General features: G+C 64.9%; 20 protein-coding genes. 9 read left to right on the forward strand and 11 right to left on the reverse strand.

The window, feature by feature from the left end; translation table 11 throughout:
* Window positions 1–6: 6 nt before the first annotated feature.
* On the reverse strand, window positions 7–1,596 hold the full coding sequence (locus ACT86A_RS24885) for an ABC transporter substrate-binding protein (RefSeq protein WP_445094633.1): 1,590 nt from the start codon (window positions 1,594–1,596) through the stop codon (window positions 7–9).
* 432 nt (window positions 1,597–2,028) lie between these two features.
* Between ACT86A_RS24885 and ACT86A_RS24890 the strand changes: the two genes are divergently transcribed.
* The 3 genes from ACT86A_RS24890 to ACT86A_RS24900 all read left to right on the forward strand — a co-directional run bounded on the left by ACT86A_RS24890 (window position 2,029) and on the right by ACT86A_RS24900 (window position 4,645).
* Window positions 2,029–2,616 carry a TetR/AcrR family transcriptional regulator gene (locus tag ACT86A_RS24890; protein WP_445094634.1) on the forward strand — a complete coding sequence of 196 codons (588 nt, stop codon included), beginning with the start codon at window positions 2,029–2,031 and terminating at the stop codon, window positions 2,614–2,616.
* Window positions 2,617–2,920: 304 nt separating this feature from the next.
* Window positions 2,921–3,742 carry an alpha/beta hydrolase gene (locus ACT86A_RS24895; RefSeq protein ID WP_445094635.1) on the forward strand — a complete coding sequence of 274 codons (822 nt, stop codon included), beginning with the start codon at window positions 2,921–2,923 and terminating at the stop codon, window positions 3,740–3,742.
* Window positions 3,743–3,964: 222 nt separating this feature from the next.
* Window positions 3,965–4,645 carry an alpha/beta fold hydrolase gene (locus tag ACT86A_RS24900; RefSeq protein WP_445094636.1) on the forward strand — a complete coding sequence of 227 codons (681 nt, stop codon included), beginning with the start codon at window positions 3,965–3,967 and terminating at the stop codon, window positions 4,643–4,645.
* A gap of 185 nt (window positions 4,646–4,830) precedes the next feature.
* Here the strand turns inward: ACT86A_RS24900 and ACT86A_RS24905 are convergent, their stop codons facing one another.
* The 9 genes from ACT86A_RS24905 to benA form a co-directional block, all read right to left on the reverse strand.
* On the reverse strand, window positions 4,831–5,652 hold the full coding sequence (locus ACT86A_RS24905) for an IclR family transcriptional regulator (protein ID WP_445094637.1): 822 nt from the start codon (window positions 5,650–5,652) through the stop codon (window positions 4,831–4,833).
* A 66-nt stretch (window positions 5,653–5,718) separates the two neighbouring features.
* On the reverse strand, window positions 5,719–6,489 hold the full coding sequence (gene pcaD, locus ACT86A_RS24910) for a 3-oxoadipate enol-lactonase (RefSeq protein ID WP_445094638.1): 771 nt from the start codon (window positions 6,487–6,489) through the stop codon (window positions 5,719–5,721).
* On the reverse strand, window positions 6,486–7,670 hold the full coding sequence (locus ACT86A_RS24915; protein ID WP_445094639.1) for a thiolase family protein: 1,185 nt from the start codon (window positions 7,668–7,670) through the stop codon (window positions 6,486–6,488). The genes pcaD and ACT86A_RS24915 overlap by 4 nt, the downstream gene beginning before the upstream one ends.
* Window positions 7,670–8,446, reverse strand: coding sequence for a CoA-transferase subunit beta (locus ACT86A_RS24920; RefSeq protein ID WP_445094640.1), 777 nt, complete (start codon window positions 8,444–8,446; stop codon window positions 7,670–7,672). Before ACT86A_RS24920 ends, ACT86A_RS24915 begins: the two co-directional genes overlap by 1 nt.
* Window positions 8,443–9,267 carry a CoA transferase subunit A gene (locus ACT86A_RS24925; RefSeq protein ID WP_445094641.1) on the reverse strand — a complete coding sequence of 275 codons (825 nt, stop codon included), beginning with the start codon at window positions 9,265–9,267 and terminating at the stop codon, window positions 8,443–8,445. Before ACT86A_RS24925 ends, ACT86A_RS24920 begins: the two co-directional genes overlap by 4 nt.
* A 231-nt stretch (window positions 9,268–9,498) precedes the next feature.
* Window positions 9,499–12,180, reverse strand: a complete 2,682-nt coding sequence (locus ACT86A_RS24930) for a helix-turn-helix transcriptional regulator (RefSeq protein ID WP_445094642.1) — start codon at window positions 12,178–12,180, stop codon at window positions 9,499–9,501.
* Window positions 12,181–12,265: 85 nt separating this feature from the next.
* Window positions 12,266–15,028 carry a benzoate 1,2-dioxygenase electron transfer component BenC gene (gene benC, locus ACT86A_RS24935; RefSeq protein ID WP_445094643.1) on the reverse strand — a complete coding sequence of 921 codons (2,763 nt, stop codon included), beginning with the start codon at window positions 15,026–15,028 and terminating at the stop codon, window positions 12,266–12,268.
* Window positions 15,029–15,048: 20 nt separating this feature from the next.
* On the reverse strand, window positions 15,049–15,579 hold the full coding sequence (benB, locus tag ACT86A_RS24940) for a benzoate 1,2-dioxygenase small subunit (RefSeq protein WP_445094644.1): 531 nt from the start codon (window positions 15,577–15,579) through the stop codon (window positions 15,049–15,051).
* Window positions 15,580–15,592: 13 nt separating this feature from the next.
* A complete protein-coding gene (benA, locus tag ACT86A_RS24945; RefSeq protein WP_445094645.1) occupies window positions 15,593–16,987 on the reverse strand; it encodes a benzoate 1,2-dioxygenase large subunit in 1,395 nt (464 codons plus the stop codon).
* Between the two features lie 253 nt (window positions 16,988–17,240).
* On the opposite strand from benA, the gene ACT86A_RS24950 reads away from it, so the two are divergent.
* From ACT86A_RS24950 to ACT86A_RS24975, 6 genes are all read left to right on the forward strand, one after another.
* Complete coding sequence (locus tag ACT86A_RS24950) at window positions 17,241–18,149, forward strand: LysR substrate-binding domain-containing protein (RefSeq protein ID WP_445094646.1); 909 nt, start codon at window positions 17,241–17,243, stop codon at window positions 18,147–18,149.
* Window positions 18,146–19,249 (forward strand): mandelate racemase/muconate lactonizing enzyme family protein, encoded by a 1,104-nt coding sequence (locus ACT86A_RS24955; protein WP_445094647.1) that lies wholly within the window; start codon window positions 18,146–18,148, stop codon window positions 19,247–19,249. The genes ACT86A_RS24950 and ACT86A_RS24955 overlap by 4 nt, the downstream gene beginning before the upstream one ends.
* Before the next feature lie 28 nt (window positions 19,250–19,277).
* Window positions 19,278–20,132 carry a catechol 1,2-dioxygenase gene (gene catA / locus ACT86A_RS24960; RefSeq protein ID WP_445094648.1) on the forward strand — a complete coding sequence of 285 codons (855 nt, stop codon included), beginning with the start codon at window positions 19,278–19,280 and terminating at the stop codon, window positions 20,130–20,132.
* A gap of 29 nt (window positions 20,133–20,161) precedes the next feature.
* The gene (gene catC / locus ACT86A_RS24965; protein ID WP_445094649.1) at window positions 20,162–20,452 is read left to right on the forward strand and encodes a muconolactone Delta-isomerase; all 291 of its coding nucleotides are present in this window, start codon (window positions 20,162–20,164) and stop codon (window positions 20,450–20,452) included.
* A 288-nt stretch (window positions 20,453–20,740) separates the two neighbouring features.
* Window positions 20,741–22,459, forward strand: coding sequence for an amidohydrolase (locus ACT86A_RS24970; protein ID WP_445094650.1), 1,719 nt, complete (start codon window positions 20,741–20,743; stop codon window positions 22,457–22,459).
* Between the two features lie 33 nt (window positions 22,460–22,492).
* The gene (locus ACT86A_RS24975; RefSeq protein ID WP_445094651.1) at window positions 22,493–24,148 is read left to right on the forward strand and encodes an amidohydrolase; all 1,656 of its coding nucleotides are present in this window, start codon (window positions 22,493–22,495) and stop codon (window positions 24,146–24,148) included.
* A gap of 173 nt (window positions 24,149–24,321) precedes the next feature.
* On the opposite strand, the gene ACT86A_RS24980 is transcribed toward ACT86A_RS24975, so the two are convergent.
* Window positions 24,322–24,939, reverse strand: a complete 618-nt coding sequence (locus tag ACT86A_RS24980) for a TetR/AcrR family transcriptional regulator (protein ID WP_445094652.1) — start codon at window positions 24,937–24,939, stop codon at window positions 24,322–24,324.
* Between the last annotated feature and the right edge of the window lie 86 nt (window positions 24,940–25,025).

Here is a 25,025-nt window from a genome sequence, read left to right on the forward strand (position 1 = left end):
GCGGACCTACCGCGCGAGCCAGGTGTTGTACAGGTACTGATCCAGGCCCACAGCCTGCAGCCCGTGCACGCTCGGCTGATAGGCCCACACGTCCACGTCGTTGACCACCGGGATCACGTACGCCTCTTGGACCAGCAACTCGGCGGCACGGTCGACGATCTTCTGGCGGGCGGCCTTGTCCAGGACGGTGTTCTGGTCCTGGAGCAGCTTGTCCACCTCGGTGCCGTCGGGCAGGAACGCTCGGTTCGAGCCGGTAACCTTGCCGTAGTTCGCGCGCAGGACATCCGGGTCCGGCGTCGAGTGGTACCAATAGGCGATGTCGTACTCACCCGAGAGCAACTTCTTGTTCGCCTCGGCCGGCAACGGCGGGTCCAGAACCAGATCGACACCGATCTTGCGCCACTGACTCTGCAGCACCTGCCAGGCGGCGGTGTCCTGCGGCGCGCGCAAGCTGAGCCGCTCGCCGGTAGCGTTGACTCGGATGCCATCGGCGCCGACAGTCTTCCAGCCCGCCTCCTCGAGCAGGCCGACGGCCTTGGCCTGGTCGTACTTCAGATAGCGGCTGACATCGATGAAATACGGATTGTCCTCGCTCAGCGGGCCTTTGGCGGCCCTGTCGTAGCCGTTGGAGACGATCTTGACGAACTCATCGCGGTTCAAGCCCACTTGCAGGGCCTGGCGAACCCGCACATCCCTGAGGAACTTGGACGAAGTGTTCACCGGCAGCTCGGTGCCCGTCGCAGGGTTGAGCGTCTTCGCAATCGTGAGGCCGGCCGCTTTCAGCTGATCGACGTACTTGCCGTTGACCCAGTAGATGAACTGCAGTTCGTCGCCGCCGATCACCGCGCCGTTGCGCACCGAGTCCTCGGGGATGACCTTGTAGACCACCTCATCCAGCCGCGCCGGGCCGGTTCGCTTGAAATACGCGGGCGCCCAATTGTATTCGGGCCGCTTCTTCAGCACGATCTGCTGGTTGGGGACGAACTCGTCGAGGTAGAACGGTCCGGAACCGTCGACCCACTTCTGCCGCTCGGCCACCGGCAGCGCGGCGGTCTTCGCCGAGACGATTCCGGCGTGCGCACGCGAAAGGCTGGTCAGGAAAGCCGCGTTGGGCTTTTCGAACTCGACGGTCACCTCGTACTCGGACGGAACGGTGATCTTGGTGATGCCCTCGACGATGGTCTTGGCACTGGAGTGGATACCGGGACGGTTCAGGCTCTCGAAGTTCTGCTTCACCACCTCACCGGTCAGCTTGGTGCCGTCGTGGAACGTCACGTCCTGGCGCAGCTGGAAGTGATAGACGCGCGCATCGGTGACATCCCACTTGGTAGCCAGCCAAGGCTCGATTTCTTTGGTGTCGGGGTTGTAGAACACCAGCGAGTCCGAGAGGGCACGCGCGACCGTACGCCAGGTCTGGTTGACCACCGCGGCGTCGACACCGTTGTTGTCACTGGACAGACCGATGTTCAGAGTTCCACCGGATTGCGGTTCCCCTGATCCGTCACCGCCGCTCGATCCGCCGCTACAGGAGGTCGCGACCAGCGACACCAGTGCCGCTGCGACCGCGAAACGCCATCCTCCCCTCTTTCGCCCCATGGACAACTCCGACTCCTTTCACGCGCAAGAACCTGCCGAGTGACCTCCTCGCAGGTTGTGAGTGGCATCCAGCGCCACATCGACTCGGTGATCCGCTCGGCCAGAGGTTCCCGGGCCAGAGGCGGGCACGTGGCAACCGCACCGACCGGTCGACTGCGAACCACTCCTGATCGCTCTGCACCCAGATCTACCCAGGTACGCGAGCCACCGGAAAGCGATCGCCCGCCGAATGTATGCGCACCGGTCGAGGAACGAAATAATTTGCCTCAGTGGTGTTCTAAACCCGGTGGCTACTATGCGGCACACCTTCGAGCAAGGGGCGGACGTCGTGCGCCGTCACCGTACTCAACCGACCGGCTGGTCATCTCCGGATCCTGCGCTGCCGAGGATTCACCGCCCTGTAGTAGAGAGAACGTTCTATATACTGGCGGGATGACGAAGGCGAAGAACGCGCCTGCACCGGGTCGTCGGTCCGAGGCGCGCGAGAGACTGCTGGCCACGGCGAGCCGGCTGTTCTACACCGAGGGCATCCGGGCGGTAGGCGTCGATCGTGTCATGGCCGAGGCGGATGTCGCCCGAGGCACCTTCTACCGGCACTTCCAGGGCAAGGATGATCTTGTGTGCGCCTACCTCGAGGCCAGAGATCACGACATCCGCGCCGGCTTGGCCGCAGCCAGGAAAGAAGCCGATACACCCGCGGCGTTCCTCGAGATGGTGGCGCACAACATCGCCGAGGAGATGTGCCGCGAAGGTTTCCGTGGATGCCCTTTTATCAACGCCGCGGTCGAGTACCCAGAGCGGGATAGTTCGGTCCACCAGGCGGTAATGGCATACCGGGACGCATTTCACCAAGTGCTGCAGGACGCATTCCGGCAGGTCGGGGTGTCCGACTTCAGCCGGTCGACCGAGGCGATGGTGGCATTGCGCGACGGGTCGATGGTGGCTGCTTATCTGGGAGATCCGAAGACAGCCAGCGACACTTGGAAGGAAGGTGTCGCCGCTCTTCTGACCATGAACTGACCGCTGCGCCTGATGCGCATGCGCTGTATCGAATCCAATCGACCAACTGTGGACTGCGCTGAACGAGACCGGGTAGGGCGACGCTCTGATCCGGCCTGAATTGCCCCGCACTCCACGTCACCGCACCGATTCCACCGCCCCTGCCGCTGCGCCGCCAAGGCCCGGCACGACGGGCACCCGCCTATCGCGGCATCGCCGCATCCGGTCCGGCATGTGACACGCGCTTCACCTCCACCGCTTGCTCGAGCGGCCGACCTTCTCCTAGTATTCAAGTGAACAGACCGTTCTATCTACTGGAGTCCTGATGGCAAGAACCCGAACCGGCGCGGCCGGCACAATCGTGCTGATCCACGGCCTCTGGATGAACCCACGCAGCTGGGAGAAATGGGCAAATCGCTTCGAGGAGCAGGGCTATCGGGTCCTTGTCCCTGCATGGCCGGGCTTGGCAGGCGAGGTGGAAGAAATCAGACGCGATCCAGCGCGCGTCTCCGGATTGGGTCTACCCGAGGTGATCGCGCACTACGAGGAGGTCATCCGAGACCTGGATGAGGAACCCATCATCATGGGGCACTCCTTCGGCGGCGCTATCACCCAGATCCTGCTCGATCGGGGCTTGGGCAGCGTCGGTGTGGCCATCAGCTCGGCGGCCGTCAAAGGCGTGCTCCCCTTGCCGTACTCCACACTGAAGTCGGTGTGGCCGGCCCTTCGCAACCCCGCCCGCATGAACAAGGCAATCACTTTGACACCGCGGCAGTTCCACTACGCCTTCACCCATACGCTCACCGAGGCGGAGTCCGCCGCCGCTTACGAGCGCTACCACGTGCCGGGCTCGCCGCGCGTGCTCTTCCAAGCAGCACTCGCCAACTTCAATCCGCGCGCCGCTACCAAAGTCGACTTTCGCAACCCACAGCGGCCACCGCTGCTGTTCATCGCTGCCGAGGCCGACCACATCTCGCCGCCGAACATCAATAAGGCCAACGTGCGACTGTTCCGCAAGTCCTCCGCGATTACCGACTATCACGAGTTCCCGGGCCGCACCCACTTCATCGTCGGCCAAGAAGGCTGGCAGGAGGTAGCCGACTACGCGCTCGGCTGGGCTGCCCACCACAGCAATACCCCTGTCTAACGGTGCACTGCTCTTCCGACCGCGGCTGGACCGGTGCACCACGCGAGCCCCGCCCGCCACGGGCTCAGGACGACCTCGCCGACTCAGGCGCCGGCCGCCCGGCGTTCCTGCCGTGAACATCCAGCGGCTCGACGAGCCGGCCACTGGCACTGATTCTTCGGTCACCACGCTATTGCAAGACTTCCCGCAACCCTTTTCCGACAACTCTTACGGAGGTTCCTCATGACCACCATCGTTCTGGTCCACGGACTTTGGGCCGACGGCTCCTGCTGGAGCGAGACGATCACCGAGCTACAGGCGTTGGGACACGCACCCGTGGCAACCCAACTCACCCTGGAGTCGATGGAGCAGGACATTGCTTCCGTACGCCGGACGCTGTCCACAGTCGATGGGCCGGTGCTGCTCGTCGGCTGGTCGTATGGCGGTGCGGTGATCACCAATGCTGCCCTCGGCCAGGACAAGGTCCAGGCGCTGTCGTACATCGCGGCGTTCGTGCCCGACGAGGGCGAGTCGGTGAGCGATATCGCCCGCCGACGCCCGGGCACCGTGCTTCCGGAGCCGCTGCGGGTTACCGAGGATGGCTATTCCTATATCGATCGATCTGCCTACGGCACCGTCATAGCCGCCGACGCCTCCGCCGAGCGCACCGCACTCGCGAGCGCGGTGCAGAAATTTGCCCGTCTCGGCATCGACGGTGCCCCCTCCGGCCCGGCCGCCTGGCGAAATCTGCCATCGCACTACCTGGTCGCCACCGAGGACCGGGTTCTGCCCGCCGCCACACAACACGAGCTGGCCGCCCGCGCCGGCGCCGAAACCACCGAGTGGGCGACCGGACATGGGCCGATGTACGGCCGCCCGAAGGAACTCGCCGCCTACCTCGACAGCATCACGAAGAGGATCTGACGCGGGCACTCGGTTCGGCTGAGCATTCTGCAACGATCCGGCTTCCATGTTTCGCACGCGCCGGAGGACCGCTCACCGCGGTACTCCGGCGCGTGCGATCAGCGGGCCAGCGGGCCACCTCGGCCAGGATCATGGTCACGATGTCCGAACGCTTGCTGTTCCGGCAGCGAGCTGGGTAACCGTGATCAGCCGAGCCGCACAACCGGTTTCGCGGCGGCCAGGTCTCGCTCGATACCGCGGGCGGCTTCGAGCAGCGGTGGTATCAGGTCGGTTCGGATCTCTTCGATAGTGCGGCGGCTCGCGTGCGTCGAGATGTTGACTGCGGCGATCACCGCGCCGTCTGCGCCGTGCACGGGAACGGCGGCCGAGCGCAGGCCCTCTTCGAGCTCTTGGTCGACGATCGAATAGCCCCGAGCCCGAACGCTTTCCATTTCGGCGCGTAGCGCGGCAGGGTCGGTGAGCGTCTTGTCGGTGAACGGTTCCAGCGCGGTCCGCGACAGGTAGTCGTCCAGGTCATCGGCTCGCAGTCCGGCCAGCAGAACATGCCCCATGGAGGTGGCGTGGGCCGGAAAGCGGGTGCCGACATTGATGCTGACGGTCATGATGCGGGAGGCGGCGACGCGGGACACGTAGACGATGTCCCCGCCGTCGAGTACCGATACCGAGCTCGATTCACGCACCTGGGCCGAAAGCCGCTCGAGACGCGGCTGTGCCACCTCCGGCAACGTCATGCTCGACAGGTAGGAGTAACCGATCTCGAGCACCTTCGCGGTCAGCGCGAAGCGCTTTCCGTCGGAGCGGACGTAGCCGAGATCGGCCAAGGTGAGCAGGAAGCGGCGGGCGGCAGCGCGGGTGAGCCCGGTTCGCCGTGCGACATCGGAGAGAGTCAGCTCCGGCGTTCGCGGACCGAAGGCCGTGATCACCGCCAACCCGCGCTCGAGCGACTGGACGAAGTGAGCGCCGCGGACGATGTCGTCAGCCGAGTCGTCGGGCCTACTGCCGGTCATTCTCTTCCTCCTCGTCGTACAGCTGTCAGTCAGCCGGGGCCCGCACTCCGTGCACCGATCGACCGTTCAGGCATTCTCGTTCAGATGCTGGAGAATGAGAGCATCGACCTGCTCGGCTGCCTCGACATTGGCCAGATGAGCTCCCGGAGTGACTATTTCGAACCGAGCGCCGGGCACGGCCGCGGCGATACGCCTTCCGTGCTCGGGTGGCGTGGCCGGGTCCTCGGCGCCGGAGATGACGAGGGTGGGCGCAAGGATGCGCGGAAGGCCGGCTTCGATATCCATCGATTGGATGGCAGCGCAACACGATGCGTAGCCGTCCACCGGCTGTCCCGCGATCATGTCCCCGTAGTAGCGCACGAGCTCGGGATTGGCCGCCCGCCACTCCGGAGTGAACCAACGCGGCACCGTGGTATCGGCGATAGCCCGCATTCCTTGCGCGCGTACCGTTCGTATGCGATCGGCCCAGGCGCTTGCCGGCAACTGGGCGGAGGTACAGAGCAGCGTCAACGTTTTCAGGCGCTCGCCGACCTGCTCTGCCAACCACATACCCACCATGCCGCCCAGCGACAGACCAACCCAGTGGGCGCGTTCGATCCCCAAGCTGTCCAGCAGCGTCAACACGTCGCCGCCCAGGTCGGCCATGGTGGACGGCCCGTCCGGCACCGGCGAGGCACCATGGCCGCGGTGGTCGTACCGCACCACCCGATAGCCGGCCTTGCTCAAGGATGCTGCCTGGGGAGCCCACATTCGCAGATCGCTGCCGATCGAGCCGCTGAGCACAACCGGAATGCCGTCCTCGGGGCCCGTGACCTCGTGGTGCACTGCGAGACTCATTGCGCCGCCTCGAGAACTACGGCCAGACCTTGGCCGACTCCGATGCACAAGGCGGCCAGTCCCCAGCGGCTGCCGCTGCGCCGCATTTCTCGGGCGAGCTGAATGAGCAGGCGACCGCCGGAAGCACCGAGCGGGTGCCCGATCGCGATCGCCCCGCCGTTGACATTGACGATGGCCGGGTCGAGGTCGGGCCAGTCCGACTGGCAGGCCAGCGCCTGCGCGGCGAACGCCTCGTTCAGCTCCACCACGCCGAGATCGCTCCATCCGATTTCAGCGCGCTGCAAGGCAATTCGCGCCGCCGCTACCGGGCCGATGCCGAACACGTCCGGGTCGACGCCCGCCGCGCCTCGCCCCGCGATGCGCGCGAGCGGCGCACGGCCGAGACTGTCCGCCACCGTCTCGTCGCCGAGCAGCAGTGCGGAAGCACCGTCGTTCAGTGGCGAGGAATTGCCTGCGGTAACGGTACCGTCGGACCGGAACGACGGTTTCAGCCCGGCCAGGATTTCCACGCTGGTGTCCGGGCGCAGCGATTCGTCGCGGAGCAGCTTGGTGCCGGGCACCGTGACCACGTGATCGTCGTAGAAGCCGTTGTCCCACGCCTTTGCGGCCAGTTGGTGGCTGCGGAAGGCGAATTCGTCCTGCGCGTCGCGCTCGATTCCGTACCGACGGGCGAGGATTTCGGTGCTCTCACCAAGCGACACGGTCCACTGCGCCGGCATGGCCGGATTGACCAGCCGCCAGCCGAGCGTGGTCGAATGCAAAGTTTCGTTGCCAGCGGGAAACCCCTTGCCGGGCTTGGGCAATACCCACGGCGCGCGGCTCATGGATTCCACGCCGCCCACCACAACCTTGGTGGCATCACCGGTTTCGATCAATCTGGAACCGAGCATCGCGGCATCCAGGCTCGATCCGCAGAGCCGGTTGACCGTGCTACCGGGAACGGAGGTCGGCCACTCGGCCAGCAACGTCGCCATGCGAGCCACATTGCGATTGTCTTCACCGGCCTGGTTGGCGGCGCCGAAAATCACCTCGTCGATGCCGGCGGGATCGAAGTCATTGCGGTCGGCGAGCGCACGAAGCACATGCGCGCCCAGGTCGTCGGGTCGAATCGCGGCGAGCCCTCCGCCATAGCGCCCGAACGGGGTGCGGACACCGTCATAGAGAAACGCTGATGTGGTCATCACGCTGCCTTCAGTGCGCGCAGGGCGGCCAGTTCCGCCGCGGTGGGGGGTTCGGTGGTTCGTAGTTCGGGCGCGACGCGCAGATCCCAGCCCGTGGCATCACGTACCTGATCGACGGTGACACCGGGGTGCACTGAGGTCAGTACCAGTTCACCGGTCTCGTCGGGCTGCATCACGCCGAGATCGGTGATCACCAAGGTTGGTCCGGCGCCGCGCATTCCGAGCTGGGCGCGCAGTCCGTCGCCACGTCCGTGGCCGAGCGAGGTGACGAAATCGACACGGTCGACGAACGCTCGGCGGGACTGGCGCACCACGACGAATACTTCACCGCAGGATGCCGCGATCTCCGGTGCCCCGCCCGCTCCAGGCAGTCGGACCTTCGGGTCCGCATAGTCGCCGACAACGGTGGTGTTGATATTGCCGTATTTGTCGATCTGTGCCGCGCCGAGAAAGCCGACGTCGATGCGGCCCGGCTGTAACCAGTAGTTGAATACCTCCGGCACGCTGATTACCGCGTCGGCGGTTTCGGCGAGAATCCCGTCGCCGATCGAGGCGGGCAGCCGGTACGGCTTCGAGCCGAGTGTGCCCGACTCGTAGATGAGGACCAGTCCCGGCGCGTGTGTGATGCGGGCGAGGTTGGCCGCGGTCGACGGCAGGCCGATGCCTACGAAACAGCGCTTATCGTCGTGCAGCGCCCGGGCGGCCGCCACACACATCATGTCGTCCGAGGAGTAGTCCAGCTCCGGTGCGGTGCTGAGGGTTTCGCTGCCAGTCATGCCTTGGTCCCCATCGTCGTGGTGTATACATGCTCGTCGAGCCAGCGGGTGAAGGCTTCTCGATCGCGGCTGATCGCATCCCACGCCGCGTAATAGGCGTTGTCACGCTCGGAATACCCCTGTGCGTAGGACGGGTGGGCCCCACCGGGCACCTCCGCGACCGCGGTGACCGCCCAGGACGGCAGGACGATCGCGCCGGGCGTCGGCGTCAGTTCGTCGACGATCTCCTCAACCGTCACCAGGCTGCGGCGCGCCGCGAGCACCGCCTCCTTCTGCACCCCGAGCAGTCCCCATATCTGTACGTTTCCGCGCCGGTCGGCGCGCTGCGCGTGCACGATGGCGACGTCCGGATTGATCGCGGGCACGGCGGTGAGCTGCTCGCCGGTGAACGGGCAGGTGATCGGTTTGATGCTGTCGGTCACCGATGGCAGATCCGTGCCGACGTAGCCGCGCAACACCGCGAACGGCAGACCGGACGCACCGGCCACGTATCGGTTGGCCATACCGGCGTGACTGTGTTCCTCGATCTCGAGCGGCACCGGCCAGGCGTGCTGCACCGCATCACGGAATCGATGCAGCGAACCGACGCCCGGATTGCCACCCCAGGAAAAGACCAGCTTTCGAGCGCATCCGGCGCCGATCAACTGGTCGTAGATGATGTCGGGCGTCATACGGACCAGGGTCAGATCGCGCCGACGCTGACGAATGATCTCCTGGCCCGCGGCGACCGGAATCAGATGGGTGAACCCTTCCAATGCGACCGTGTCGCCGTCATGGACCAGCTCCGCCACCGCCGCTGCAAGGGACGAAATCTCGGCCACGCATACTCCTTGTCCGATTTCGAGAATATGCCGAACCACGCTAGATTTTGTGCGCAATCCGAACATATGGTTGCTATGCGAACATTGTAGCCATCAATGGCCCCTTGATTCAAGGCCGAGACGGGTGCGCCCTGACGCCTGACACAAAGAACGGGCCGCGGCGACAGTCCGGCAGGGCAAGCGCGGCCGCCAGGGCCGCCGAAGTGGCGGCGTATTCACGAATCCGTTGTCTTACTGAATATTTCGCAAGGCGGCAAGTTCGCCTCGGGACCGGATTCCGAGCTTGGAGTAGATCCGGGTCAGGTGGTACTGGACAGTTTTCGTCGAGACGAACAGTTCTGCCGCAACCTCCCGGTTGGACATCCCCCTGGCCACCAATTCGGCGACCGTCTTCTCCTGCGGCGTGAGCTCATCGACCGCGCGTTCGGCCCGATGGACACGGACACCCCCAGCTTTGTGCTCACGATCGCAACGAATCACATAGGTCTGTGCGCCAAGGGCGGCGAAAATGTCACGGGCAGTCGTGAATTCCGCGTCAGCATCCCGTCGTTTCCCGGCTCGGCGCAGGATTTGACCGTAACTGAAGGTCACGCGGGCTCGGTCATAGCGCAAAGGCAGCCCGTCGAGCTGTTGCAGCGCCGTTTCGAAAGCCGTCCTCGCGCCATCGAGATCACCGCGAGCGCCGAGCAGATACCCACGAGCCCCGCCCAATCTGGCCTGAGCCGAGATCCGGCCGAGTTCGGCCGCGCGGCGCTCATGGATGACCAGGAAGGCGTCAGCGTCTTCGTACCGCCCCTCAGCGATCAACGCGTATGCGTAGACATCCGCCCACGGCCATTGCCCCGGATCGTCGACATTGCCCCGCGCCCACGGTTCGGTCAGTGGGCGCAGGGCACGCAACACGCCCGCCGCGTCGGCTCGCGCCTCAGCCAACTGAGCACGCGCCAGACATGCGGGAACACGCATGATTTCGTAATCCTGCAGACCAGCGTCAGCGCGGCGCAGCGCGGCGTCGGCCTGCTCCCATTCACCACGCAGGGTGTGCACTGCCACTGCTGTCCACTGCACCAGCGGATCGAACAGCACCATGCCGGTCCGGTCGACGAGCTCGGTGGCTTCGCGAGCGGTGCGCAACGCGTCCTCCCAGTCGCCGGTGAGAAACCGCACCCTGGCCAGCCATGCCCGCGCCCACAACGAAATCCGCGTGGACCCGCCGAGAAATGTGGTGGGGACCGCCGTTTTGAAGTCGACGCGGGCGTCGTCGACGGCATCGGCGAGCAGATTCACCCAGCCGCGACCGATCGCGACGCGCTGAACTTGAGCACCACGCCGGGCGTGGTCTCCCAGCTCCCGATAGGCGCGCTGAGCAGCCTCGATATCGCGATACGCCAGGCCGATACCGCGAATAGCAGAGGCCTCGACGGCTGCCGGAGAATCCGCGTCGACCAACCTGATCGCCCGATCCGCCCACCTCACCAAGTCCTCAGGGCGACACCGGCACAGCGCGTGCAGCACATAGCGCTGACAGATCAGCGCAGCGACGTCGGGCTCGCGTCGGCTGTTGACCAGATCCCAAGCCCGGCCGAGACGATTCTCGGCCTCCGCCGGCCGACCGCGTACTATCGCCAGATATCCCAAAACAGCATTGCGCAACGGGGTTTCGCGCAAGCTCTCCACCTCGGGCACCAGGGCTGCCGCACCGAGCACATCACCGGCGCCGATCAGGGCGTCGACTGCCCTGGTAAGACGGCTTTCCCGCAGCAACCGATCCTCGGTGAGTCGGCCGGAATCCCAGAGCAACCCCGCTGCCGCCCCCCAGGCGCCTTCCGCTGCCCGCTCAGCCGCCAACGTGTCGAGCCGATGCGCCAGAGCCGGATCAGGTACCGGTGCGGCGGCGACCAGAAGCCGCACCTGCAGGAGCGGATCATCGACCAACTCGGCAGCCTTCCGGCGCAAGACCGACGCCGCGGCCGGGCCCATGAAGGCGAGCACCGCCGCCCGCACCATCGGATCCGGCGGCCCGACTTCGGTGAGACCGCGGGGCCCGAGCACGACGAGCCCCGCTTCGACCGCCTCGTCGACGACGGCGAGCAAATCGCCGTCGATCCCGGCGAGGCGGGCCGCGTCGTGCACCGCGGTACCCGGCCCGAGTACCGCGACGGCCTCGACGAATATCCGCGCTTGCGCCGCACAACAAGTCAGGGCCTCGGTCACCCTGGCCGCCACGGCCGCAGGCGCCGGCAGTTCTGGGTCGAATCGTTCCCAGGTCGAGCGGGGAACCTCCATCAGCATCTGTACGACATGGCGCGCTATGCCCTGCGTATGTGTCTGAAGAAGCTCAGCCATCGCCGGATGCAGTCCGATCCCGTACGCCGCAGCCACCTCCCCCACCTCCGCCGCTGTGAACGGCTCGAGCGAGATGACCACTGTCGAGATATGCTGCAGCAATTCAAGATTGGCGGCGGGAACCGCGGGGTTTCCGAAAACGATCGTCGCCACGATAAGAAATCCGCGCCCCGCGCGGTGGCGGACCGCGGATGCCAGCGCCTGCAGGGACTCCGGATCCGTCCACTGCGCGTCGTCCACGATGACCAGCGCTGTGCCGCCGAACTCGTCGAAATACCGGGACAGACGTTGCGCCACCTCGACCGGATCACCACTGGTGTCCAGCCCCGCAACCAACTGATCCAGCACCCCATACCGGCGGCACAGCTCCCAAGGCGCGGCCACAGCCCGCAGCACCGGTCCGTCATGGCGGGCCGCCAGCTCCTCCAGCAGCGTCGTCTTGCCGACCCCGGCCTTCCCGCCGACGAGCGCGCAGCACGAATCGCCCTCGCCGGCCTGCCACAGAAGACGGGACAAGCTGGCAAGGGCGGTGTCACGTGCGATCACCGACGGACGCAGCCGGGTCATTCCACCACAGTATCGTTCGACCGACGGCGGTGTGGCCACCAAGGTCTGTGGCCACACCGCCGATTCATCGCCGGTCGCAACGAGCTCAGCCGAGATCGCCGCCCGCGACAGGCAGTACAACACCGGTGATGTAGGAGGCCTCGTCCGAAGCGAGAAAGGTGATCGCCGCGGCCTGCTCGTCCAGGGTGCCGTATCGCTTCATCGGGCTGGACGCCAGGGTCTGGTCGATGTGGGCCTGGAACCAGACCCGCTCCTGTTCCGTCTCCAGCGACGACCCGCCACGGGAGATCCGGCGCGCTGGCGCGGCGGTACCGCCCGGGGCGGTTGCCACCACTCGGATACCTGCATCGGCGTACTCGAGCGCAAGAGATGCGGTCAGGGCATTGACACCGCCTTTGGCGGCCGAGTACGGGATTCGGTGGATCCCACGTGTCGCACACGAGGACACATTGACGATGACACCGCTGCGTCGCTCGAGCATGTGCGGTAGTGCCGCGTGGGTGCACAACATTGTGGTCATCAACGAACGTGTGATCTCGGTGCGGATCTCCGCCTCGGAGAACTCGACGAACGGCTTGAACCAAATTGCGCCGCCGACATTGTTGATCAGCACGTCGATCCTGCCGAACTGAGCAAGGGTCTGGGCAACCGCGTGTGTTGCGCCATCGCCGGTCTCGAGGTCGGCGGTGACCGCCAGTACATCGCCACCGGAGTCGGTCAGCTCGTCGGCCACCTCGAAGACCAGATCCGAGCGGTCGACCAGCACAACACTGCCGCCCTCGGCGCTGATCCGCCGGGCAGTGGCCGCACCGATGCCCTGCGCCGCCCCGGTAACCAAGACCACCTTGCCGTCGAAGCGCCCCGGGCTGATGAATCGCGGCCGCCGCATGGCCTCGGCGTCGGCCATCGCCCGGCGCATCGTCACCTTGGAGCGTTCGGAGTGCTCGATGATCAACCGGCGCGCGAGCTGACGGTCACCGGCTTCGAACGCGGCGACCAGATCGAGATGATCCTGAGCGCAGCGGGGGTCGCACCACGTCGCGTTCCGTAGCGTCTCCTCCATGCGCCCGGTGACACCGAGGGCGCGATAGGCCTCCAGCAGGTGGGCATTGCCGGTCAAAGTGAACAGATACTCGTGAAACGCCGAGTTCGCTTCGGTGAATGCCGCGGCATCGACGAACCGATCACCGTCCAAGTAGATGGCGGTCGCTTCGGCCAGCAGCCGGTAACCGGAGAGCTGTTGTGCGGTGAGCCTGCCGAACGTGACCTCCAGCGCGCCCAGCTCGAGGGCGTGACGCGCTTCGAAGACGGCGTCGCAGTCGTGCACCGGCGGATGTTCCTCGCCGATCTCATAACTGGCGACCGCGTCCAGCACCGTGGGTTCGACCAGCGGCGCGATGTCATCCGATGGTGGGAGCACCTGCTGACCGGCCACGGCACGCGCCGAACCGACGGGCCGGATCGCATCGCCGGGATCAAGGGCACCGGCCGGACCACCGCCGGTCGACCATACGATTTGCCCGGCGATCGACCGGATCGTCTCCGCACTCTCGGGCGCGGACGGCGTCGGCGCTGCTGCCCCCAGTGATGCGACCGACGAGCCCGGGAAGATTTCCTGACCCGCGATCGCTCGGCCGCTCCCGAGCACAGCTTCCACCGAGTTCGGCGCGGCGGTCGATTCGGCGACCGCCGGACCGGCTTGGTGGAGGTAAGCATCGATGACGGATTCCACCTGCACGGGTGCGGCCGCGGATGGTGCCGATTGCGCGGTGGATGCCTCTGCTGCGGTCTCGGCCACATTCGTTACGACCGCGGCGTCCGACGAACTCCGCTCGGTTCCGGTCCCGGAGAGAGCGAATTTCTCGTAGTAGAAACCCGCCGGCACAATCCCATTCTCCGCCAAATGCTTTCGCACCGACTCGACCATGGCGGGCGGACCGCACAAGTACACCGCGGCGGCGCCGTCGTGCAGGTGCTCGTCGCGCATGAGGCTCGTGACGTACCCCTTGCTGGGGGCCGAACTGGCCGGGTCGGCAACACAGTAATCCCAGGTGAAGCTGTCGAGCTGCGCGGCCAGATCGGTAAGGGTCTGCAGCTCGGCCACATCTTCGTCGGTGGACACGCCGTATATCAGGTGTACCGGACGGGATGATCCCGTGTCGCGCAGGGACCGCACGATCGACAGAATCGGCGCCAGCCCGGTGCCGCCGGCCAGCAACAAGATCGGGCCGTCGCCCGCCCGCAGGAAGAAGCTGCCGTTGGGGCCGGTGAAGGTGAGATCGTCGCCCACCATCGCACGTTCGGTGAGGTAGCCCGACATGACGCCGCCAGGAGTCAGCTTCACCAGAAACGTGAGACGCTTGTCGTCCGGGGCGTTGCTGAAGGAATAGGACCGAGACTCCGACGTTCCCGGCACCGCGATATTGACGTACTGCCCCGGAAGGTACGCCAACCGCTCCCGGTCGGGGATCTCCACGGTCAGGCGAACGGTGGTCGACGTCAGTCGTTCCAACGCCGTGATCGTCCCGGTGAAGGTGGCCGCCTGGGTCTTGGCGACCGCCGACGTGCTCGCGATCTGCAGCACCAGATCAGATTTCGGCTTCATGCTGCACGGCAGCACATAACCCGCAGCCGCCTCGTCGGCGGTCAACGCGTCCTCGATATATGTGCCGCCGTCGTACTCGCCGGACTCGCACAGCGCCTTGCAGGTGCCGCAGGCTCCGTCGCGGCAGTCCAGCGGGATGTTGACGCGTTGCCGGTAGGACGCGTCCGCGACGGTCTGGTCCGCGGCACAGGTGATGAAACGCGTCACGCCATCCTCGAAGGACAACGCAATCCGGTAGGTCATTACAGGTACTCTCCGCGGGCTCAGAAGTGGTACACGTCGACGACGTGGTGGATGTAATCGTTCTTGAGCACCACTGTCTTGCGGCGGATCAACGGGGAATCACCCGAGAAGTCGATCGTGTAGAAGGAAGTGCCGTAGTACGGATCGACCGTCTTGTAACGGAAATACATTGTGTGCCAGTTGAATCGGACGTCGACGATATCGCCGCGCCGCTCGATGACCTCGACGTTGCCGATGTTGTGACTGGTCCGCGGCTCCGGAATGGAGGTCGCGCTGGACCGTTCGGTCCGGATGCGGAAGACCCGGTCCTCGAGTCCGCCCTTGTTCGGGTAGTAGATCAGCGAGATGTCGGTCTGCGGGTCCTCGGTCAGCAGATCGTCATCGCCCCATGCGGGCATCCAGTAGACGACGTCGTCGGCGTAACAGTCGAGCCACTTTTCGAACTCCCGGTCGTCGAGGTAGCGGGCCTCTCGGTACAGGAACTGTTCGATGTCGTTCTGGGTGATGAGCTTGGCGCCCGCAGCCACTGTGGCGTCAGCGGTGACAGTCATGGTGATGTTCCCCTCAGGCTTCGGCGCCGGTTGCGGCGGACTGGTCGGCGGCCGATCGAGCACGCTCACGTTCGACTGCCGCACGAATGACGGACAGCCAGTAGCCATGCTGCACCGGATAGAGGCCCTCGTCCTCGTTCTTCAGACCGGCCGACAGCACACCGTGCATGCCGAGCGACTCCGCGACGGGGTCGGGTCCGGACACCCAGTGCTGGGCGCCGCGGCTCATGTCGTTCCACGGCGCGGCGGTCGCCTGGAACGTGAGCTGGCAGGATCGGAATTCCTCGAGGTCATCGGGCGTAGCCATGCCGGAGGCGTTGAAGAAGTCCTCGTACTGCCGGATCCGCCAGGCACGCGACTCGGGGCTCTCCCCCTTCGGGGCGATGCAGTAGATCGTGACCTCGGTCTTGTCGTGGCTGATCGGCCGGAAGTGCCGGATCTGGGTGCTGAACTGGTCCATCAGGTAGACGTTCGGGTACAGCAGCAGGTTGCGCGAGCCTTTGACCATGAACTCGCCCTTGGCGTCGCCGAAGTTCTGCTTGAGTTCGTCCATCCGCGGCCACAGCGGCCGGTCCTGCGGGTTGGCCGCCCAGGTCCACAGGCAGAGGTGCCCATGGGGGTACGACCAGTAGCCGCCGCCCGACTTGCCCCACCCGCCCGCGTCGAGGGTCTTGGTGTCGTTCTTGGACTGACCGGTGTTGCGGCGCGCGGTGGTGGCGGCGTAGTTCCAATGCGTCGCGGTGACGTGGTAGCCGTCGGCACCGTTTTCGGCCTGCACCTTCCAGTTTCCGTCGTAGGTGTAGGTCGAGGAGCCGCGCAGCACCTCCAGGCCCTCGGGAGACTGGTCGACCAGCATGTCGATGACTGTGGTCGTGTCGCCGAGATGCTCGCCCAGACTCACCACATCAGCGTTCAGGCTGCCGAAGAGAAACCCTCGGTAGCTCTCGAAGCGTGCCACCTTGGTCAGGTTGTGCGATCCGTTGCTATCGAACGAATCGGGATAACCCGCGCCATCGGGATCCTTGACCTTCAGCAGCTTGCCGTCGTTACGGAAGGTCCAGCCGTGAAAGGGGCAGGTCAGGGTGAGGCGGTTGTCCGTCTTGCGGCGGCAGAGCATGGCCCCGCGGTGGGCACAGGCGTTGATCAGGCAGTGCAGCTCGCCGTCGCGGTCGCGCGTGATGACGATCGGCTGCCGTCCGATGTAGGTGGTGAAGTAGTCGCCCGGGTTCGGGATCTGGCTCTCGTGCGCCAGGTAGACCCAGTTGCCCTCGAAGATGTGCTTCATTTCGAGTTCGAAGATGTCTTCGTCAGTGAATATCTCGCGCTTGGCCCGGTAGATACCGGCCTCGCGGTCCTCGACGATCGCGTCATCGAGCACATCGGACAGATGGTCGAGCGTACTGGTCATTGAGTCCTCCAACAGCTTCGAGCGACTTCGCTCCGGCCGGCGGCAGCGCTCGCCGCCGTGGCGTGTTCGTCAATGGTGACAGGGTGTGACGGCGCTCACCCCAGGTGAATGCCCAGCTCTGGCCTGGACCCCAATTAATCATCCAAGCGTATCAATTGACGCATAATAAGTATTTGTCGGAACTGAATGCTTGTACCTACCGTGACTCAATGCACATATTCGGCGGGTTGCGGTGGAGCGAAAGGAGGTCCCCATGGAGCTACGTCACCTGCGTTACTTCGCGGCCGTCGCCGATACCTGCCACTTCGGCCGAGCAGCGGAGCGCCTGCATATGGCGCAACCGGCGTTGTCGCAGGCGATCCGACAACTGGAGACGGAGCTCGGCGCGGAGCTGTTCACCCGCACGACCCGCCACGTTTCGCTCACACCGGCGGGCGAGTTTCTGCTCGGCGAAGCCCGCCGAGTGCTCGCTATCGTCGATGAAAGTGTGCACGGCGTCCGCCGGATCGCCGAGGGCCGGCGCGGCCTGGTCCGCATGGCCTTCACCGGCACCGCAGTGTTGTCCCACCTCCCGCGAATCGCTCGCACGTTACAGCGCGATCTGCCCGGTATCGCACTCGAAGTCCATTCGGATCTACTCACCCCCGCGCAATGCGACCGGCTGCGCGACGGCAGCCTCGACTTGGGTATACTTCGACCGCCGGTCCGGGGCGACGGCATCGCGCTGCACACTCTCGAAGTCGAGCCGCTCGTGCTGGCCGTGCCCGTCGATCACCGACTCGCCCTCGAGCCCGTGATCGGGGTGGCCGACCTGCGCACGGAGAACTTCATCGCGTACGCCAGCCCGGACTCTGTGGTCAACGCGGCGGCGCAGCGCAGTTGCCGGGCCGCCGGATTCAGTCCGCACGTGGGGCACGAGGCGGCAGGTACCGCTGTGCTGCTCGCACTGGTAGCAGGCGGGCTCGGCATCGCAATCGTGCCCGCATCCGCTCGCGCGCTGCCGCTGGCCGGAGTCGTATTCCGTGATCTGCTCGACGCCGAGCCGGTCGAATTGGCGCTGGCCTGGCACCGCGATGACGACTCCGCGGCAGTCGCCTCTGTTCTCGACGTCCTCACCGACGCCCTGGCGTCGGCCCCGCAACCTACCGAGGTCAGCAGATGAAAATCACTGGCGTGGAAGCGATTCCGTTCGCCATCCCCTACCGTAAGCCGCTGAAGTTCGCTTCCGGCGAGGTGCACGTCGCCGAGCATGTGCTGGTGCGGGTGCACACCGACGACGGCATCGTCGGTGTGGCGGAGGCGCCGCCCCGCCCGTTCACCTACGGCGAGACCCAGGACGGGATCGTGGCGGTGATCCAAAAGATCTTCGCACCCCAGATCATCGGACTGACGCTGCTCCAGCGCGAAACCATCGGCGCCCGGCTGGGCCGCACGGTTGGCAACCCGACCGCCAAAGCAGCGATCGACATGGCGGTGTGGGACGCGCTCGGACGCACCCTCGACGTCCAGGTCACCGATTTGCTCGGCGGATTCACCGACCGCATGCGGGTATCTCACATGCTGGGTTTCGATGATCCGGCCGCGATGGTCGCCGAGGCCGAGCGCATGCGCGACAGTTACGGCATCACCACCTTCAAGGTGAAGGTCGGCCGCCGACCAGCCGGACTCGACATCGCGGTGGTGCGAGCGCTGCGCCACCGGTTCGGTGCCGACATCGACCTCTACATAGACGGCAATCGAGGCTGGACCGCGTCCGAGTCCGCCGCGGCCATGCGGGAAATGTCCGAGCTGGGCCTGCTTTTCGCCGAAGAACTCTGCCCCGCCGACGACGTACTCGGCAGGCGGTGGCTGGTCTCCCGCTTGGACGTACCTTTCATCGCCGACGAGTCGGTGCCCACCCCAGCCGACGTCACCCGGGAGGTATTGGCGGGTGCCGCGACCGCGGTCAGCATCAAAACCGCCCGCACCGGATTCACCGGTTCGCAGCGAGTGCATCACCTCGCCGAAGGACTGGGACTCGAAGTCGTGATGGGCAACCAGATCGACGGACAGCTCGGCTCGGTCTGCACTGTGGCCTTCGGCTCCGCCTTCTCGCTCACTTCGCGGCGGGCAGGCGAGCTGTCCAACTTCCTCGACATGAGCGACGACCTGCTCACCGAACCACTGCAGATTCGTGCCGGCGAGCTCACCATCCGTCCGGGCGCCGGGCTCGGAGTCGACCTGGACCCCGAAAAAATCCGCCGCTACCGGCAAGACCACTGAAAACAGCCCTGGGAATCAAGGAGGATTCATGACCACAACCACCCAGCCGACAGCGGCCGCGTCAGGCGCCGGCGCCACCGCGCGCTTCAAGGCCGACAAGTCCGCCGGCGCCGCCGGGGCATCGAACGAGCGCGTGGATCTGCTTGCCCGCGAAGTACTCGGCGCGGTGCACAACACCATCCGCAAGCACAAGGTCACCTACGCGGAGTACAACGCTGTCAAGGCATGGCTGATCAAGGTGGGCGAGGACGGCGAGTGGCCGCTGTTCCTCGACGTCTGGATCGAGCATGTTGTCGAGGACGTCGCCACCGAGCACCGTAAGGGCAACAAGGGAACGATCGAGGGCCCCTACTATGTGCCGGGCTCTCCCGATTCCGGTTCGAGCGGAACGATTCCGATGCGGGAGAACGAGGCCGGCACCCCGCTGATCTGGACCGGCCGAGTTACCTCGACCGACGGCAGCGTCCTCGCGGGCGCCCGGGTGGAACTTTGGCACGCCGACGATGACGGCTTGTACTCGCAGTTCGCCCCGGAGATCCCGGAGTGGAACCTGCGCGGCACCTTCACCACCGACGCCGAGGGCCGATTCGAGATCCGCACCGTCCGCCCAGCCCCCTATCAGATCCCGACCGACGGTGCGTGTGGCCAGCTCATCGCGGCCGCCGGGTGGCACGCCTGGCGTCCCGCCCATCTGCACGTCAAGGTGTCCGCGCCGGGACATGAGCTGCTCACCGCGCAGCTGTACTTCCCCAACGACGAACACAACGACGACGACATCGCCTCAGCCGTCAAGCCCGAACTGATTCTCGATCCGCAGCCCGGACCGGACGGTGCCTCGCAGGTGGTCGAGTACGGCTTCGTCCTCGATCCGGAAAGCGTCTGAAAGACCCTGTCTACCAAGGAGTTCCACCCATGCTATTCCATGTCCGGATGGACGTGAACCTTCCTCACGACCTCCCATCCGACGTCCGGGCGGATATCGTCGCCCGCGAGAAGGCATACAGTCAGCAGTTGCAGCGCATTGGAAAGTGGCCGCAGCTGTGGCGGATCGTGGGCGAGTACTCGAACTTCTCGATCTTCGACGTCGAATCCAACGACGAGCTGCACGACCTGCTGTCCGGATTGCCGCTTTTTCCTTATATGGACATCAAGGTGACCCCGCTCGCGGGACATCCGTCCAAGGTAGACAACGCGAACAGCTGAACAGCGCTCGGAGAACGCCGCAATGGCCAGACCGGAATCCTGCCTTGGGGTCCGGTCTGGCCCGGCGTGCCCTGACCGGTTTGCATCGATGCCACGGCACGTGGATAATGCTCGGTTGCGCCCCCTGTCAGGTAACAAATTTTTTACTATCGTAAAAATCTAAATACTTACAGACAGAACATTGAACGCTTAGTACACTTTCCTTCAGTCGCCGGCTTCGGTCCGGCGGACACTTGACCATAGGAAGACCGTCGCCCCGTCGTGGTGACGACGAAGGAAAGAAATACGATGAATCAGTCACACAATGCTGTGCCGGCAAACGTCGTGTACACGGACGCCGAGGTGCTCGTCAGCTCGCAGCAGACCGGCGAGGCAATCTTCATAAACGACGGCCGAGTGGCCGCAGTCGGTTCCAACGACGAGGTGCTGGCAGCGGCCGGCACCGGCGTCGAGCGCAAGAGCCTGGACGGCGCGATCGTGATTCCGGGCCTCGTGGACACCCATCCGCACCTGATGCATTTCACCGCATTTCGGGCGAGCAGCCTCGATATCACGGATGCGAAAAGCCACCACGACATTGTCGAGGCCGTTCGAGCAGCTGCAGCGCAGACGCCCAAAGGCGAATGGATCCAGACCTCGCCAGTCGGCGAACCGCACTACTTCCTTCGTCGTTCAGCACAGGATCTCATCGAGGGCGGGTTGCCGGACCGAAATGTGCTCGATCGCGCGACCAGCGACCACCCGGTCTTGATTCGGGCCTGGGCCCCCCGGCTGCCCAACGTGATCGCGCTCAATTCGCTCGCGCTACAGGTACTCGGAATCGATGCGTCGACACCCGATCGGGTATCCGATGTCTGGATAGAAAAGGACAGCGACGGCAATCCGACTGGCATCGTCCACGGCAGCGTCACCTCCTACTACAACCAGGACGCGTTCTTCAACGACCTCCAGACGAAGATGCCACCGGTCATTCTGCCGGAGCGGGTTTTTCCGGCGATGATCGGTGCGATGGCGGAGTACAACGCCATGGGAATCACGACCATTTACGAGGGCCATGCGATGGATTTCCCACTCATCGACGCCTATCGTGGTCTGCACGCTCAGGGGCTGCTGACTCTCCGCGTGCAGACCGCGCCCGAACTGGAGGAAAACGCTTTTCCTGGCAGCCCGCTGTCGATCCAGGCGGTCCGCGAAAATCTCGAGCGGGCGCTCGCGATTCGCACCCTCGAGGACGACTGGCTGCGAATCGACGGCATCACCGCGACGATCACCGGTCCCTGTTCGGCCGGCTTCGCACGGTGGGACTCCGGCTACCAGGATCCCTTCGGCAGGATCACAAAGGGCCAGCGAAAAGTCGACGTCGAAAAGACCCGCCTGTTCTACGAGTTCTGCGCCGAACACGGCCTGCGGCTCAACGTGCTTTCCTTGACCCCCGATGAACACGACGAAAACATCGAACTCACCAAGGAGATGATGGCCAAGTACAACTTGGACCGAGTTCCCTGGGTGGTCCAGCATGGCATCTTCATGCGCGAGGAGCAGGCGAAGCAGTTCGCGGAGCTGGGCTTCAGTATGACTGCCAGTATGAGTTTCACTTTCGGTAAAGGCGATATGATCGCGGAGCGTATGGGCGAGGAGGCACTGAAACTGCTGAACCCGCTGCGCCACATGCTCGATTCCGGTGCTCCACTGGCCGGCTCGATGGACTGGGGTCCGGCGAACCCGTTCGAACAAATGCAGCTCGCCGTGACACACCGAATTTCCCCGAGCGGCCGATCCAACGCCGGACCGGGGCAAGTCATCACACGCGCCGAGGCATTCGACATGTGGACCTCCGGCGGATCGTCCGTTCTCGGCTGGGAAGGGATCGGCCGCCTGACTCCCGGCAGTCACGCCGACCTCGCGATCATCGATCGCAATCCCATCACTTGCAGCATCGATGCGCTGCCGTCAACTCAGGTACTCAGGACGATCGTCGGCGGCCGTGTCGTGCACGACACGCTCTGAGGCACCGGCCGGAAAAATCAAGAAGGACATTACATGACCGAAACAGCCGATCTGATCGTCACCAATGCCAGGGTCTACACAAGCGATCCGAGCAATGAATGGGTCGAAGCAATTGCTGTGAAAGACGGCAAAATCGTGGCATTGGGATCCGCGGAGTCGGTGAATTCATACGCCACACCCACTACCGAGATCATCGACGCCGCCGGGCGAATGGTGATGCCCGGACTGTGCGACGTGCATGCCCACCTCGGCATGGGCGGCGCGCAGATCGCATGGGAATTGAGCTTCGGGCCCGCCGACGGTCTGGAAGAAATCCTGGCAAAGGTAGCCGAGCGCGCGGCAACGGTCGGTCCGGACGAGTGGGTGATCGGCGGCATCGTCGGCAGCCCACTGCTGGACCAACTCGCCAAGGGTGGCTATCTCGAGAAGCTAGACGAAGCCGGCGCCGGACGGCCGGTCCTGCTTCGGGACGACTCGCACCACAACCGTTGGGTCAACTCCCGCGCGCTCGAAATCGCCGGTATCGGAGCGGAAACGCCCGACCCGGACGGGGGCACCTATGTGCGTGACGAGTCCGGAAACCTCACCGGGGTGCTCTGGGAGTCCGGGTGTGACGCCGTGGAGGAGGCGGCCGCACGGTCGATCGCGAATCCGGCCGAACGCGACGTCGTTTCGCTGCGAGCAGCGGTGAAAATGTTCAACTCCTTCGGTATCACCGCGATTCAGGATGCCGGAACCTCCGAGCGTGATCTTCGTGCTCTGAGCACTCTCGACGACAACGGTGAACTCACCGCGTGGGTCTTCGGCTCATTGCCGGCCAGGCCCTTCTTCGGCGAGGAATTCGTGGGCGAGGAATTGTTCGCGGCCTCGCGTACTTACCGCCGCACCCATGTCCGCCCGGACTTCGTCAAGCTGTTCCTTGACGGCGTCCCGATGACGCGGACCTCCGCACTCTTGCACCCGTACGTGTGCCATGGGGACCATGAGGACCCCGAGGACTCGGGCCCGCTGTTCTGGACCAGTGACGATCTGGTGGCGATTCTGCGGCGCTGCCGGGAGTTGGGATTGGGTGTGAAACTGCACGCCACCGGAGACCGCGCGGTGCGGCAGGCCCTGGATGCGATCGAGGTCATCCGCAAGGAGGACGGCGACGAGCAGAAATTCCAGATCGCGCATATCGCGTACATCGATGAGGAAGACCTGTCCCGCTTCGCGGAGCTCGACGTTGTGCCGGATGCTTCACCCTACATCTGGTTCCCCACACCGTTCGACGACAGCATCGCCAATCAAGTTCCGGCAGAGGTCCTGAAAAGGAACTGGCCCTTCCGGGATCTGCTCGACAGCGGTGCCTGCCTGTCCGGTGGATCGGACTGGCCGGTGGTTCCGATTCCGAGTCCCTGGATTGCGATGGAGACGATGGTCACCCGAGCCAATCCGGACCCCGCGGTGCCCGGTGAGAACAACCCGAGCCAGAGGATCGATGTTCGTGGTGCGATCAGCGCTTTCACCCGGAACACCGCTCATGCCATGGGATTCGGAGACAGCATCGGTGTACTCGGCGTGGGACGGTCGGCAGATTTCATCGTGCTGAATCAGAACCTGTTCGACATCGCGCCGAACGAAATCCACAAGACGCAGGTCGAATACACCTACTTCGGCGGCAAGCGCGTCTACGACCACATCGCCTGACGATCGTCGCCGGATACCGTAGCGGCCCGGTCGCCGATGCCTCGCAGCATCGGCGACCGGGCCGATCGTCGTAGCGGTATTGTCGTGGGGCAGGCCAGTCGATTCCTTGTGGCGCACACGCTGCCACGGTGTTGGCCGACGTCGCGAGTCGCGGCGTCGACCAACTATTCGCTTTACAGTCCGCTGACCAGTGCTTCTACGGCGTGCCGGATCTCACCGGACGTGATCCGCCCTTTGGCGACCTCGGCCAGGCCCGACCGCATAGCGCCGACCAGTAGTTGGGCGATCGCCGCTGGTTCCGCGGTTGTTCGCAAGACTCGCAGCCGCCGTTCCGTCGCAAGGTCGTTGGCGATCAGATCGACGATCACACGCGAGGCATGACCGCGAACCGGATTGAGTGCGGTGTCGAGCGCGGGATCGTCGATCGAGTAGAAACGACCGACCAAGGGCCTTTCACCGATACTCATCAGGGCTTCGGTCAGTGCCAGAATCCGGGCAGTGAAATGTCCTTCGGAGGCATAGACCTCGGTTGCCGTTGTGATCAGCTCGTTGTTGATCTGTTCGTACAACTCGCGGAAGAGCTCTTCACGCCCCTGAGGGAAGTAGGAATAGAGCGTCACCTTCGACGCCCCGGCCCGCGCGGCGATGGAATCGACCGTCGCCGATCCATACCCGGATTCGGCGAAGACCTCCAGTGCCGCATCGAGCAGCTCCTGTCGGGTGCGCAGCCGATTGCGTTCACGCAGCGACAGCGGTGCGCGGCTGCCGTCAGATTTCCCCTTGGGGGGCAAGCGAGCTCTCCTTTCCTCCGGTCACGGTCGTCTCCATTCGGACAATACCCGCGAAGTCGCGTGTTCTGCCCGGAGGTGGGGGGGGG

The sequence above is a fragment of the Nocardia glycosmidis genome, assembly GCF_052545115.1.